We start from the raw sequence: 13,636 nt of genomic DNA, 5'->3' as shown, positions 1-13,636 counted from the left end.
GTGTTGCTTAGCCGCCGCGGCGCATCATGTCGAAGAATTCGGCGTTGTTCTTGGTCGCCTTCATCTTGTCGAGGATGAATTCCATCGCTTCGATCTCGTCCATCGAGTACAGCAATTTGCGCAGGATCCAGATCTTTTGCAGCTGGTCCGGCTTGATCAGCAACTCTTCGCGGCGGGTGCCCGATTTGTTCAGGTTGATCGCCGGGTAGACGCGCTTCTCGGCCAGGCGGCGCTCCAGGTGCACCTCCATGTTGCCGGTACCCTTGAATTCCTCGAAAATCACGTCGTCCATGCGCGAGCCGGTTTCGATCAGCGCGGTGGCGATGATGGTCAGCGAGCCGCCTTCCTCGATGTTGCGGGCGGCGCCGAAGAAGCGTTTCGGGCGCTGCAGCGCGTTGGCGTCGACGCCGCCGGTCAAGACCTTGCCCGACGCCGGGATCACGGTGTTGTAGGCGCGCGCCAGGCGGGTGATCGAGTCCAGCAGGATGACCACGTCCTTTTTCATTTCGACCAGGCGCTTGGCTTTTTCCAGCACCATCTCGGCCACCTGCACGTGGCGCGTGGCAGGCTCGTCGAAGGTCGAGGCGACCACTTCGCCGCGCACCGAACGCTGCATCTCCGTCACTTCCTCCGGGCGCTCGTCGATCAGCAGCACGATCAGCGTGATGTCGGGGTGGTTGGCGGTGATGGCGTGGGCGATGTGTTGCAGGATCACCGACTTGCCGGACTTCGGCGAGGCCACCAGCAGGCCGCGCTGGCCCTTGCCGATCGGCGCGATCAAGTCGATGATGCGGCCGGTGATGTTTTCCTGGCCGTTCATTTCGCGTTCCAGGCGCAGCGGCTCGTTCGGGTGCAGCGGCGTCAAGTTTTCAAACAGGATGCGGTGCTTCGACATTTCCGGCGATTCGCCGTTGACCTTGTCGACCTTGACCAGCGCGAAATAGCGTTCGCCGTCTTTCGGGGTGCGCACTTCGCCCTCGATCGAGTCGCCGGTGTGCAGGTTGAAGCGGCGGATCTGCGACGGCGAAATGTAGATGTCGTCGGTCGAGGCCATGTAGCTGGCGTCGGGCGAGCGCAGGAAGCCGAAGCCGTCCGGCAGCACTTCCAGGGCGCCGTCGCCGAAAATCTGTTCTCCTGATTTCGCGCGCTTCTTCAAAATGGCAAACATCAGTTCCTGTTTGCGCAGGCGGGCCGCGTTGTCGATATCAAGACCGATCGCCATCTCCAGGAGGGCGGATACGTGTAGGGCCTTTAGTTCAGATAAGTGCATAGTGTGTTGAGTGTCCCGAGACGGGAAGTAAAGGTAGGGGAGGGAGCTGCGTGGTGTTGGTCAATTAGGGGGCGAACTTGGTGGGCCCGGTTCCCGGCCAGTCAGGCGGCGTTGCGGGCGCAACGCCGCCAATGATACTTAAATATTGCTGTCGATGAAAGAGGTCAATTGGCCTTTTGCCATCGCGCCCACTTTTTGCGCCGCAGCCACACCGTTCTTGAACAAAATCAGGGTCGGAATGCCACGGATGCCGTGTTTGGCCGGAATCGCCTGGTTGGCGTCGACGTCCATTTTCGCGATCAGGATTTTACCGTCGTATTCCTTCGCCACTTCTTCCAGGATAGGCGCGATGGCCTTGCAGGGACCGCACCACTCGGCCCAGAAGTCGACCAGCACGGGGCGGTCGGCCTTCAGGACGTCGGCTTCGAAGGATGCATCGGTGATGTGTTTGATATTTTCGCTCATATTTTCCTCAATCGAGGTGTGGGATCAACAATTATGAATAATGCCTGGAGATTAAGCCATTTTCTGTCTGGTTTCGCCGTCCACGCTTCCTGGGTACATCCGGCAGGTGGGGGCATCGTGCGCAAATTCAATGTTATTGGAAGGTGCGGCCAGAGGGTGTGCGGGCGGGGATGGCTGAAATAATAACCCATTTTTCAAAAATGTGGAGACTATTGCGGAAAATTATCGCCGGGCTTGCGCTGGCGCAAGCCCGGCGCCGGCGGCCGCCTCAGCCGAGCTGGCCGATGGCGCGCGCCAGCGCCTCCGGCGCCGGCGGCTTCGGCAGCGCCGCCAGCACGCGCAACTGGTGGAACTGGGCCATCAGGCTGGCCGAGTTCAAGACCCGGTCCTCCTGGCCCGACAGCAGGATCACGCCGCCGTCGTAGCGCCGCTCGGCCAGGCCGGTCAGTAGCTGGAAGCCGTCGACGCCGGGCATCTGCAGGTCGGCCACCACCAGGTCCGGCTTGGCGCCGGCTTGGTCGAAGGCGGCGATGGCGCCGGCGCCGTCGGCCGCCGTGGCGATTTCGACGACGCCGAGCTGGCGCAACTGCTCGCCGACGATGTCGAGCATCAGCGCGTCGTCGTCGACCAGCAGCACGCGCAGGCGCGCCAGCGCCGCGCCCGGGCCCGCGGCGCCGCTCACGCCGGCACCGTTCGGCCGGCGGCCAGGTCGGCTCGTTGTTGCAGCGCAACCATGTGCAGCAGGTCGGTGCGCTCCATCGGCTTTTTGTAGGCGCCCAGCAGGCGCAGGCCGTGGGCCTCGGCCAGGCGCTCGGCGGCCTTGCGCACCGCCACGTGCATGCCCGACAGCAGCACCACGCCGCCGTCGAAGCCGGCCTCGGCGGCCAGGCGCAGGAATTCGATGCCGTCCATTTCCGGCAGCGACAGGTCGCAGATCAGCAGGCGCGGCCGGTGCAGCCGCAGCGCCGCCAGCGCCGCCGCCGCGTGCGCCGCGGCGACGACGTCGAATTCGCCCAGTTGGTCCAGCATCTCGGCCAGGACCTCGAGCATGAAGGCGTCGTCGTCGAGCAGCAGCACGCGCATGGGCGCGGGCGCGGCGGGGGGCGGGCGGGTGTCGTTCATGGCTACCTCGTCGTGGTGATTATGGGTATGGATTATTCTTGTTGCCGGTGCTTGTTGGCCGCGCTTCAGTCGTCGTTGGCGAAACTGGTGTTGGTCATGATTTGTTCGGTGACCAGTTCCAGCAGCGGCCACAGGCGCGCCACCAGCAGGGCGGCCTGCTCGGCCTCGCGCGCGGGTTCCTGCAGCGGCAGCGTTTCCAGATTCTGGCACAAGTCGGCCAGGCCGAGCGCGCCGACGGTGCGCGCCGACGATTTGATGCGGTGGCCCAGCTCGCGCACCTGCTGCACGTCGCCGCGCGCCAGCGCCGCCTCCATGTCGGCGAAGCCCTCCTGCGTGGTCTGCAGGAACTTGAAGGCGAACTTGCGCACCTTTTGCGGATTGTAGCCGAGCAGCTTGGCGAGGATCGACAGGTCGATCACCCGCGGGTCGCCGGCCAGCGTGGTCTTGAACGCCGGCGCCCGCGCCGGCCGCGCCGGCGCCGGCGCCGCCGGCTCGCGCTCGGGCAGCCAGTTGGCGATGGTCTGGTACATCATGCCGGGCTGGATCGGCTTGGAGATGAAGTCGTCCATGCCGGCCTCGACGCAGCGCACCCGGTCCTCGCTGGTGGCGGTGGCCGTCATCGCCAGCACGCGCATGCCGGCCGTGGCCGGGTCGGCGCGGATGCGCCGGGTCGCCTCCAGGCCGTCCATCAGCGGCATTTGCACGTCCATCAGCACGCAGTCGAATTCGGCCTGGCGCAGCAGGTCGAGCGCCTCGACGCCGTTGTTGGCCAGGCACACCGAGGCGCCGGCCTCCTCCAGCATCTCCAGCGCGATCTGCTGGTTGAAGGTGTTGTCCTCGACCAGCAGGATGCGCGCGTGCTTGAGCGCGGCCATGACGGCGGCGCTGTTGGCGCTGGCCAGCATCGCCGCGGCGGCCTGCTTGACGTGGTCGACCACCGTCGGCACCGTCGACGTCGACACGCCCAGGCGCGCGGTGAACCAGAAGGTGCTGCCTTCGCCGGGGCGGCTGTCGACGCCGACGTCGCCGCCCATCAACTGGGCCAGTTGCTTGCAGATCGCCAGGCCCAGGCCGGTGCCGCCGTATTCGCGGGTGGTCGAGGTGTCGGCTTGCTGGAACGACTGGAACAGCTTGCCCATCTCGTGCTCCGACAGGCCGATGCCGTGGTCGCGCACCTCGAAGCGCACCAGGCAGTCGCTGGCGTCGGCCACCACCAGCGCCACCTTCACCGTGATGGCGCCCTGTTCGCTGAACTTGATGGCGTTGTTGGCGTAGTTGATCAACACCTGGTTCAGCCGCAGCGGGTCGCCGCGCAGCATGCGCGGCAGGCGCGGGTCGCGCTCGAACACCAGCGTCAGGTTCTTGCCGGCGGCCTTGGGCGCGACCACCGTCGTCAGCGTCTGCATCACATGGTCGAGGCTGAAGTCGACCCGTTCGATCTCCAGCTTGCCGGCCTCGATCTTCGAGATGTCGAGGATGTCGTCGATGATGCCCAGCAGGTGCTCGCCGGCGAAGCGGATCTTTTCCAGGTAGTCGCGCTGGCGCGGCTCCAGCTCGGTCTTCAACGCCAGGTAGGCCATGCCGATGACGCCGTTCATCGGCGTGCGGATCTCGTGGCTCATATTGGCCAGGAACTGGCCCTTGGCCTGGCTGGCCTCCTCGGCCACCTGCTTGGCCTGGTCGAGCTGCTCGGTGCGCTGGGCAACGCGCTCCTCGAGCGTTTCGTTGAGTTCGCGCAGCGTCTGCTCGGCGCGCTTGTGGTCGGTGATGTCGGTCAGGCTGGAGACCACCATGCCGACCTTGCCGTGCTCGTCGGCGATGGCCTCGGTGTTCACCGACAGCCAGCACAGGCTGCCGTCGGCCTGCTGCACGCCCATCACCACGTCGCGCACCGCCGCGCCGCTCGACAGGGCGATGTGGACCGGGTGGCTGGCCTGGTCGAAGGCGCTGCCGTCCTCGCGCACGGCCGGCCACAGCCGGTTGGCGTCGGCCGGCGGCAGCAGGCGCGCCGCCGCCGCGTTGCTCTCGAGGATGCGCCCGGCGCTGTCCTGCACCACCAGGCCGTTGGTGACGGCCTCGAACACCGAGGCCATGCGCTGGTTCGAATGGCGCAGCGCCACCGCGGCCAGGCGCCGCTCGGTGATGTCGGTGATCATCGCCAGGGTGCCGCCGTGCTCGCCGTTTTCGGCGGCGATCGGCGTCGTCGACAGCAGGCCCCACAGGCTGGAGCGGTCCTTGCGGAAAAAGCGGAAGTCGCCCTGCTCGGGCTGGCCGGCGTGGCGCCGCTGCAGGTGCTGTTCGAGCTGGACGTGGCCGTCGCGGTCCATGAACTCGTGCATCGCCCGGCCCTGCATCTCCTGCACCGTGTAGCCGAGCATGCGCGCCATCTTCGGGTTGGCGAAGCTGGTCTTGCCGGCCGCGTCGGTCATCCAGATGCCCTCGGCGGCGGTTTGCACGATCAGGCGGTAGCGCTCGCTGCTGGCGTGCAGCGCCTCCTCGGCGCGCTGGCGCTGGGTCATGTCGCGCAGCGCGACGATGGAAAAGTCCTGGCCGGCCATGCGCAGCGGCGTCAGGTTGACCTTGGCCGGGAACTGGCTGCCGTCGCGCCGGCGCGCCGTCAGCACCCGGCCCGGCATGCTGGGGCGGGCGAACAGCTCGCGCTGGCCGGGCGGGCCGCGCATGGTGTCGGGCACCAGTTGTTCCAGCGACAGGCCGAGCAACTGCTCGACCGGGTAGGCGAAGCAGCGCGCGCCGATCTGGTTGGCGTAGCGGATGCGCCCGGTGGCGTCGGCCAGCAGCATGGCCTCGGGCGCCGCCTCGAGGATGGCGCGGACGCGCTCCTCCTCCTCGGCCTTGCGGGCGTTGATGTCGACCAGCGTGCCGCCGGCGCGCAGCGCCCGGCCCTCGCCGTCGCGCTCGGTCACGGTGGCGCGCGCCAGCACCCAGGTCCAGCCGCCGTCGCGCCGGCGCAGGCGCAGCTCGCACGCAAGGCGGGCGCGGGCGCCGGCCGGCGCGGCCAGGCCGGCGCCGAATTCGCGCTCGACGCGCAGGCGGTCGTCCGGATGCACCTGGGCCTGCCACTGCTCGGGCGCCAGCGCCAGCTCGCCGTCGCGGTAGCCGAGCATTTCGTGGCAGCGCGCCGACAGGTCGAGCGCGCGCATGCCGCGCTGCCAGTGCCAGACGCCCTCGCCGGCGCCGTCCAGCGCGAAGCCGGAGCGCAGCTCGGCGCCGGCCAGGCGCGCCTCGCTGGCGCGCAGGCGCGCGCCCAGGCGCTGCGCGCGCCACAGCGCCGCCGCCAACAGCAGGACGGCGGCCGCCGCCCCATACGGTAGCAGCGAGCGCGCGCGCGGCTGGTAGAGCAGGCCGTCGAGCGGGTAGTCGGCCGGCAGCAGGCCGAGCCGGTGGTAGGTGGCGGCGATGGCGCGCCAGCGCGCCGGCGTGCCGCTGCCCAGCGGCGCGCCGTTTTGCTCGACCAGCGCGGCGGTGGCCTGGGCCTCGGCCAGCAGGTGTTCGCGGTGGGGGCTGTTCGGGTAGCGCGCGCGGATCAGGTCGGCGATCTCGCCCTGGTGCGCCAGCGCGTAGGTCCAGCCGCGCAGCGTCGCCTCGCGCATCGCGCTGGCGCGCGCCGGATGCTCGCGCAGCTCGCTCTCGGTGGTATACAGGTTGTCGCCGTAGAAGTCGATGCCGGCCTGGCGCGGCGCCAGCAGCTGGTAGCCGACGTGGCCGCGTTCGAGCACGTAGGGCGCGCGCGCGATGTTGGCCGAGATGGCGTCGACCTTGCCGCCGATCAGGTCGTCGTAGTTATAGCTGTGCCGCTCCAGGCGCAGCGTGTCGAGCGCGATGCCCTGTTGTTTCAGGTAGGCTTGCAGCTCCTCGCTGTCGGGTCCCAGCATGACGCGGCTGCCGGCCCAGTCGCGCCGCGGCTGGCCGTTTTCCAGGTGGCGCACCGCCAGCACCGCCGCCGAGTGCTGGAACACCTGCGCCAGCACCACCAGCGGCCGGCCGGCGGCGCGCTTGAGCAGCACGCTGCTGTTGCCGACGCCGTACTGGGCGCTGCCGTCGAGCACGGCGGCGGAGAAGTCGGCGCCCGGCTCCATCTCGCGCAGCGTCACCTCCAGGCCGGCGTCGCGGTAATAGCCCTGTTCCTGCGCCGCGTAGTAGCCGGCGAACTGGAACTGGTGGCGCCAGCGCAGTTGCAGCGTGACCTTTTCCGTCGCCGCCGCGTCGGCGCCGGCGCCCGCCAGCAGCGCCCAGGCGAGCGCCCACAGCGACAGGCGCCGCCGGCGGCTGGCCGTGGAGCGGCGGGGGGGCGGGGGGCGGCGGTGCGGCAAGTGCGTCCCTTTCATGGGCGGGGTTGGGGGCGGCGCGGGATTTTTCCCGAGCAACTATAGCATCGAATTTTTACCGGCAGGGTTAACTTTCGCCGCGCCGGCGCGGCCGCGGGCGATGCGCGACGTTTCCCGTTGATATAGCTCAATTGGCGGGCACATCGTGACAATTAGTGAGAATTCAGGGCGCGCCGGCGGCAACGCGGCGGCGGGCGCCGCCGCGCGCCTAGGCGAAGCTGCCGGCGAACTGGTAGCGGTGGCCGGGGTGCCACATGGTCGCGATCGAGGCCACCTGGCCGCCCGAGCGGGTCTGGCGGCGCAGCACCAGGCAGGCCTGGCGGGTGTCGACGGCCAGCATGTCGGCGATGTCGCGCGGCGGCGACAGCGCCTCGATGCTGTAGGTGGCGCCCTGCAGCGGCGCGGCGGCCATCAGGTACTCGTTGGGCGTGATGGCGGAAAAATCCTGCACCATGTAGTCGGGCGCCAGGGCCGGGTTGACCCAGCGGTCCTCGACCTGGATCGGCACGCCGTTTTCATAGTGCACGATCAGCGAATGGAACAGCGCCAGCTCGGGCGCCAGCGCGAACTGCTTGGCCAGCGGCTCGCCGGCCTTGGCGCGCTCGAGCAGTTGCAGGCTGCTGCGGTGGACGTGGCCGCGGGCGCGGATCTCGTCGGCGATGCTCTTGATCTCGAGCAGCGTGGCCTGGTATTTTTGCTGGGCGACATAGGTGCCGGAACCCTGGCGGCGCGTCAGCACCTGCTCGGTGGTGAGTTCGCGCACGGCGCGGTTGACGGTCATGCGCGAGACGCCGAACTGCTTCACCAGCGCCTGCTCGGAGGGGATCACGTCGCCCTCCCTCCAGCGGCCGGCGGCGATCTCGGCCAGCAAATAGTCCTTGATGCGCTGAAAAATGGGCAGGTTGTCCTGTGCAGCTTGATCGTCCAATGGTCTCTCCGAATGCCGCCCGGGGGGGCGTGGCCGGTAACGATTCTAGCATTGCGCGGCGGCGCCGCGATTCAAAAGCAAGCGCCGGGGTGTGCGCGGCGCGCCGGCTCGCTATCATGGAGCCATTCCTTACCATCCGCCGGGAGCACGCCATGAACGACACAGTCTACGCCAGCGAGGAGCAGCGCTGGGCCGCGGTGCAGCGGCGCGACAGCCACGCCGACGGCGCCTTCTACTATTCGGTGCGCAGCACCGGCGTGTACTGCCGGCCCTCGTGCGCGGCGCGCGCCGCGCTGCGCCGCAACGTCGCCTTCCACGCCAGCCGCGAGGAGGCCGAGGCGGCCGGCTTCCGGCCCTGCCTGCGCTGCAAGCCGGAGCAGCCGCCGCTGGCCGAGCGCCGCGCCGCCATTGTCGCCCAGGTCTGCCGCCTGATCGACGCCGCGCCGGAACAACTCGACCTGGAGGCGCTGGCGCTGGCGGCCGGCATGAGCCGCTTCCACTTCCACCGCGTCTTCAAGGCGCACACCGGCATCACGCCGAAGGCCTACGCGGCGGCGCGCCGCGGCGCCCGCGTGCAGGCCGCGCTGGCGCAGCCGAAGGAGCGCGCCGGCAGCGTCACCGAGACGCTGTACGCGGCCGGCTTCAACTCCAGCGGCCGCTTCTACGCCAGCGCGCCGGCGCTGCTGGGCATGACGCCGCGGGCCTTCCGCGCCGGCGGCAGCGGCGCGGCGATCCGCTTCGCCATCGGCGCCTGCACGCTGGGGGCGATCCTGGTGGCGGCGACCGACAAGGGCATCTGCGCGATCCTGCTGGGCGACGACCCGGAGGCGTTGGCGCGCGAGCTGCAAGACCGCTTCCCGCGCGCCGAACTGCTGGGCGCCGAGGCGGCGTTCGAACAAACCGTGGCGCGCGTGGTCGCGCTGGTGGAGGCGCCGGAAATCGGCCTCGACCTGCCGCTCGACGTGCGCGGCACCGCCTTCCAGCAACGGGTCTGGCAGGCGCTGCGCGAGATCCCGTCCGGGCGCACCGTCAGCTACGCCGAACTGGCGCAACTGGTCGGCGCGCCGAAGGGCGCGCGCGCGGTGGCCGGCGCCTGCGCCGCCAACGCGCTGGCGGTGGCGATCCCCTGCCACCGGGTGGTGCGCCAGGACGGCTCGCTGTCGGGCTACCGCTGGGGCGTCGAGCGCAAGCAGGCGCTGTTGGAACGCGAGGCCGGCAAATGAGCGGCGCCGACCTGGGCGCGCGGGTGGCGGCGCTGGACTGGGCGCGCCTGGCCGAGGACCTCGACGGCCACGGCTGGGCGCTCGCGCCGGGCCTGTTGGCGCCGGCCGAATGCGCGGCGCTGGCGGCGGCCTACGCCGAGCCGGCGCGCTTTCGCAGCCGCGTCGTGATGCAGCGGCACGGCTACGGCCGCGGCGAATACCAGTACTTCGCCTACCCGCTGCCGGCGCCGGTGGCGGCGCTGCGCGCGGCGCTGTATCCGCCGCTGGCGGCGATCGCCAACCGCTGGTACCAGGCGATGCGGCTGGCGCCGCGCTTTCCGGGCGCCCACGCCGACTTCCTGGCGCGCTGCCACGGCGCCGGCCAAACCCGGCCGACGCCGCTGCTGCTGGAATACCGCGAAGGCGACTACAACTGCCTGCACCAGGACCTGTACGGCGAACACGTCTTCCCGCTGCAGGCGGCGCTGCTGCTGTCGCGGCCCGGGGTCGACTTCGACGGCGGCCAGTTCGTGCTGACCGAACAGCGCCCGCGGATGCAATCGCGCGTCGACGTGGTGCCGCTGGCGCAGGGCGACCTGCTGCTGTTTCCGGTATTCCACCGCCCGGTCAACGGCGCGCGCGGCAGCTACCGCGTCAACATGCGCCACGGCGTTTCGCGCCTGCGCGGCGGCCTGCGCCACACCCTCGGCATCATCTTCCACGACGCCGCCTGAGCCCGGCGTGTCGCGTTGACCGGCCGCGCGCCGCCAAAACCAGCCAAAACCCCAGGCAGGGAGCCGGGGTCGGACCCCGCGGGTCTGCCCCCCGAACCCCGCGCCGTTGGTTTTTAACACAAAAAACTGGTTGACTTAGTTGTATAGACAACCTATCCTTTCAGCATGCAAGGAGCGTTCGCGCCCACTTCCCACCCAATCCGAGGAGACGATATGAACAAGCAAACGAGCAGCCTGGACCAAGACCCGCGCTATGACGCCAGCCGCGAGATCCGCGCTCCGCGCGGCACCGAGATGAGCTGCAAGAACTGGGGCGCCGAGGCGGCCTATCGCATGTTGCAAAACAATCTGGACCCGGAAGTGGCGGAAAACCCCAAGCATCTGGTGGTCTACGGCGGCATCGGCCGCGCCGCCCGCAACTGGGCGTGCTTCGACCAGATCCTGGCCTCGCTGCGCGAGCTGGAGGACGACCAGACCCTGCTGATCCAGTCGGGCAAGCCGGTCGGCGTGTTCCAGACCCACGAGAACGCGCCGCGCGTGCTGATCGCCAATTCCAACCTGGTGCCGAAGTGGGCCAACTGGGAGCGTTTCAACGAACTCGACCGCGCCGGCCTGTTCATGTACGGCCAGATGACGGCCGGCAGCTGGATCTACATCGGCACCCAGGGCATCGTCCAGGGCACCTATGAAACCTTCGCCGAAGCCGGGCGCCAGCATTTCGGCGGCGACTGGGGCGGGCGCTGGATCCTCACCGCCGGCCTGGGCGGCATGGGCGGCGCGCAGCCGCTGGCCGCCACCATGGCCGGCGCCGTCTCGCTGAACATCGAGTGCCAGCAGAGCAGCATCGACTTCCGCCTGCGCACCCGCTACCTCGACAAGCAGGCCGGCAGCATCGACGAGGCGCTGGAACTGGTCAAGTACCACACCGACCGCAAGGAGGCGATCTCCATCGGCCTGCTGGGCAACGCCGCCGAGATCCTGCCGGAGCTGGTCAAGCGCGCCAAGGCCGGCGGTATCGTGCCCGACCTGGTCACCGACCAGACCTCGGCGCACGACCTGATCAACGGCTACCTGCCGCGCGGCTGGAGCGTGTCGGACTGGAAGTCGGCGCAGCAAGACCCCGAGCGCCACGCCCGCCTGAGCGCCGCCGCCGCCGATTCCTGCGCCGCGCACGTGCAGGCGATGCTGGACTTCCACGCGATGGGCGTGCACACGGTCGACTACGGCAACAACATCCGCCAGGTCGCGCTCGACCACGGCGTCGAGAACGCCTTCGACTTCCCCGGTTTCGTGCCGGCGTATATCCGGCCGCAGTTCTGCGAGGGCCGCGGGCCGTTCCGCTGGGTGGCGCTGTCGGGCGATCCGGAAGACATTTACAAGACCGACGCCAAGATCAAGGAGTTGTTCCCCGAGCACAAGCAGGTGCACCACTGGCTCGACATGGCGCGCGAGCGCATCGCCTTCCAGGGCCTGCCGGCGCGCATCTGCTGGCTGGGGCTGGGCGAGCGCCACATCGCCGGCCTGGCCTTCAACGAGATGGTCCGCAACGGCGAGCTGAAGGCGCCGGTGGTGATCGGCCGCGACCACCTCGACACCGGCTCGGTGGCCAGCCCGAACCGCGAAACCGAGAGCATGAAGGACGGCACCGACGCGGTCTCCGACTGGCCGCTGCTGAACGCCATGCTGAACACGGCCGGCGGCGCCACCTGGGTCTCGCTGCACCACGGCGGCGGCGTCGGCATGGGATACTCGCAGCATTCCGGCATGGTCATCGTTGCCGACGGCACCGACGCGGCGGCCAAGCGCCTGGCGCGCGTGCTGGTCAACGACAGCGGCTCGGGCGTGATGCGCCACGCCGACGCCGGCTACGAAAGCGCGGCCGCCTGCGCCAAGCGCAACGGCCTGAACCTGCCGATGATCAAGTGAGCGCGTAACTAGAGCGCACGCCGCACGCCACCGCACACCTACATATATATAGAGAGAGAACGACTATGAAAAGCAGCAACAAGAGCTGGACCCTGAACCCGGGCGCGATGACGCTGGCCGACCTGCGCACCGAATGGGCGGCGCCGTCCGCGCTGAGCCTGGCGGCGGACGCCTATCCGGTGATCGAGGCCTCGGCCGCCGCCGTGCGCGCCATCGTCGCCAAGGGCGACGCCGCCTACGGCATCAACACCGGCTTCGGCCTGCTGGCCAAGACCCGCATCCCCGACGACAAGCTGGAACAACTGCAGCGCAACCTGATCCTGTCGCACTCGGTCGGCACCGGCGAGCTGATCTCCGACGCCGTGGTGCGCCTGGTCATGCTGATGAAAATCGGCAGCCTGGCGCGCGGCTATTCGGGCGTGCGCCCGCTGATCGTCGACACCCTGATCGCCCTGTACAACGCCGGCGTCATGCCGGCCATCCCGGCCAAGGGCTCGGTGGGCGCCTCCGGCGACCTGGCGCCGCTGGCGCACATGACGCTGGCGATGCTGGGCGTGGGCGAGGTGCGCGTGCACGGCGAGATCATGCAGGCCAGCGACGCGCTGAACGCGGCCGGCATCGCGCCGGTGGTGTTGGCGGCGAAGGAGGGCCTGGCGCTGATCAACGGCACCCAGGTGTCGACCGCGCTGACGCTGCACGGCCTGTTCATGGCCGAGCGCCTGCTGGAGGCCGGCATGGTCACGGGCGCGCTCTCGCTCGACGCCGCCAAGGGCAGCGACGCGCCGTTCGACGCCCGCGTCCACGCGGTGCGCGGCCAGCCCGGCCAGATCGCCGCCGCCGGCGTGTACCGCCAACTGGTGGCCAACAGCGCCATCCGCGCCTCGCACCTGGTCGGCGACGAGCGCGTGCAAGACCCGTACAGCCTGCGTTGCCAGCCGCAAGTGATGGGCGCCTGCCTGGACCTGATCGTCAACGCCGGGCGCACCCTGCTGATCGAGGCGAACGCCGTCACCGACAACCCGCTGATCTTCCAGGAAGCCGGCGACGGCCTGGCGAAGATCGTCTCGGGCGGTAACTTCCACGCCGAGCCGGTGGCCTTCGCGGCCGACACGCTGGCGCTGGCGATCGCCGAAATCGGCGCGCTGTCGGAGCGCCGCATCGCGCTGCTGATCGACGCCACGCTGTCCGGGCTGCCGCCGTTCCTGGTGCGCGACCCGGGCGTGAACTCCGGCTTCATGATCGCCCACGTCACGGCCGCCGCGCTGGCGTCGGAGAACAAGTCGATGGCGCATCCGGCCAGCGTCGACAGCCTGCCGACCTCGGCCAACCAGGAAGACCACGTCAGCATGGCCACCTACGCCGGCCGCCGCCTGGACGACATGGCGCACAACACCGCCGTCATCGTCGGCATTGAGCTGCTGGCCGCCGCGCAGGGCATCGACTTCCACCGTCCTTTGAAGACCTCGCCGCAGCTGGAGCACGTGCATTCGCAGCTGCGCCAGAAGGTGGCCTTCTTCGACGCCGACCGCTTTTTCGCGCCGGACATCGAGGCGGCCAAGCAGATGGTGGTGACGGGCGAGCTGAGCGCATCTTGCCACGGCCTGTTCGTTCCCCTGTACGCTTAATAAGTAGGTAGAGTAGAG

The 13,636-nt window shown here is 69.4% G+C and carries 10 protein-coding genes; 4 read left to right on the top strand and 6 right to left on the bottom strand.

All coding sequences use genetic code 11. The annotated features are described in order from the left end of the window. Positions 1-7 precede the first annotated feature (7 nt). From rho to hutC, 6 genes are all read right to left on the bottom strand, one after another. Complete coding sequence (gene rho, locus JANGC3_RS0116030; protein WP_035787757.1) at positions 8-1,270, bottom strand: transcription termination factor Rho; 1,263 nt, start codon at positions 1,268-1,270, stop codon at positions 8-10. Positions 1,271-1,408: 138 nt separating this feature from the next. After that, complete coding sequence (trxA, locus tag JANGC3_RS0116025; protein ID WP_017877508.1) at positions 1,409-1,735, bottom strand: thioredoxin TrxA; 327 nt, start codon at positions 1,733-1,735, stop codon at positions 1,409-1,411. A 268-nt stretch (positions 1,736-2,003) separates the two neighbouring features. Next, a complete protein-coding gene (locus JANGC3_RS29460) occupies positions 2,004-2,417 on the bottom strand; it encodes a response regulator (protein WP_017877507.1) in 414 nt (137 codons plus the stop codon). Then, entirely contained in the window at positions 2,414-2,857 is a 444-nt protein-coding gene (locus JANGC3_RS29455; RefSeq protein ID WP_232429715.1) for a response regulator, read from the bottom strand. The genes JANGC3_RS29460 and JANGC3_RS29455 overlap by 4 nt, the downstream gene beginning before the upstream one ends. Before the next feature lie 65 nt (positions 2,858-2,922). Next, positions 2,923-7,203, bottom strand: coding sequence for a PAS domain S-box protein (locus tag JANGC3_RS0116010; RefSeq protein ID WP_157406677.1), 4,281 nt, complete (start codon positions 7,201-7,203; stop codon positions 2,923-2,925). Positions 7,204-7,411: 208 nt separating this feature from the next. Next, positions 7,412-8,131, bottom strand: coding sequence for a histidine utilization repressor (gene hutC, locus JANGC3_RS0116005; RefSeq protein WP_017877504.1), 720 nt, complete (start codon positions 8,129-8,131; stop codon positions 7,412-7,414). A gap of 152 nt (positions 8,132-8,283) precedes the next feature. On the opposite strand from hutC, the gene ada reads away from it, so the two are divergent. The 4 genes from ada (at position 8,284) to hutH (ending at position 13,618) form a co-directional block, all read left to right on the top strand. Next, positions 8,284-9,354, top strand: coding sequence for a bifunctional DNA-binding transcriptional regulator/O6-methylguanine-DNA methyltransferase Ada (gene ada / locus JANGC3_RS0116000; RefSeq protein WP_017877503.1), 1,071 nt, complete (start codon positions 8,284-8,286; stop codon positions 9,352-9,354). Continuing rightward, positions 9,351-10,067: a 2OG-Fe(II) oxygenase gene (locus JANGC3_RS0115995; protein WP_017877502.1), complete on the top strand. Its 717-nt coding sequence runs from the start codon at positions 9,351-9,353 to the stop codon at positions 10,065-10,067. The genes ada and JANGC3_RS0115995 overlap by 4 nt, the downstream gene beginning before the upstream one ends. 213 nt (positions 10,068-10,280) lie before the next feature. Further along, a complete protein-coding gene (hutU, locus tag JANGC3_RS0115990; protein ID WP_017877501.1) occupies positions 10,281-11,993 on the top strand; it encodes a urocanate hydratase in 1,713 nt (570 codons plus the stop codon). A gap of 65 nt (positions 11,994-12,058) precedes the next feature. After that, positions 12,059-13,618, top strand: a complete 1,560-nt coding sequence (gene hutH, locus JANGC3_RS0115985) for a histidine ammonia-lyase (RefSeq protein ID WP_017877500.1) — start codon at positions 12,059-12,061, stop codon at positions 13,616-13,618. The last annotated feature ends 18 nt before the right edge of the window (positions 13,619-13,636 follow it).

Origin of the sequence: Janthinobacterium sp. CG3 (assembly GCF_000344615.1) — a bacterium.
Taxonomy (GTDB): Bacteria; Pseudomonadota; Gammaproteobacteria; order Burkholderiales; family Burkholderiaceae_D; genus Janthinobacterium.
This window is presented reverse-complemented; position numbering and strand designations above follow the sequence as displayed.

Coding starts and splice junctions, on each gene's coding strand:
- rho (WP_035787757.1), bottom strand. CDS start 1,270: ATGCACTTATCTGAACTAAAGGCCCTACACGTATCCGCCCTCCTGGAG.
- trxA (WP_017877508.1), bottom strand. CDS start 1,735: ATGAGCGAAAATATCAAACACATCACCGATGCATCCTTCGAAGCCGAC.
- JANGC3_RS29455 (WP_232429715.1), bottom strand. CDS start 2,857: ATGAACGACACCCGCCCGCCCCCCGCCGCGCCCGCGCCCATGCGCGTG.
- JANGC3_RS0116010 (WP_157406677.1), bottom strand. CDS start 7,203: ATGAAAGGGACGCACTTGCCGCACCGCCGCCCCCCGCCCCCCCGCCGC.
- ada (WP_017877503.1), top strand. CDS start 8,284: ATGAACGACACAGTCTACGCCAGCGAGGAGCAGCGCTGGGCCGCGGTG.
- JANGC3_RS0115995 (WP_017877502.1), top strand. CDS start 9,351: ATGAGCGGCGCCGACCTGGGCGCGCGGGTGGCGGCGCTGGACTGGGCG.
- hutU (WP_017877501.1), top strand. CDS start 10,281: ATGAACAAGCAAACGAGCAGCCTGGACCAAGACCCGCGCTATGACGCC.
- hutH (WP_017877500.1), top strand. CDS start 12,059: ATGAAAAGCAGCAACAAGAGCTGGACCCTGAACCCGGGCGCGATGACG.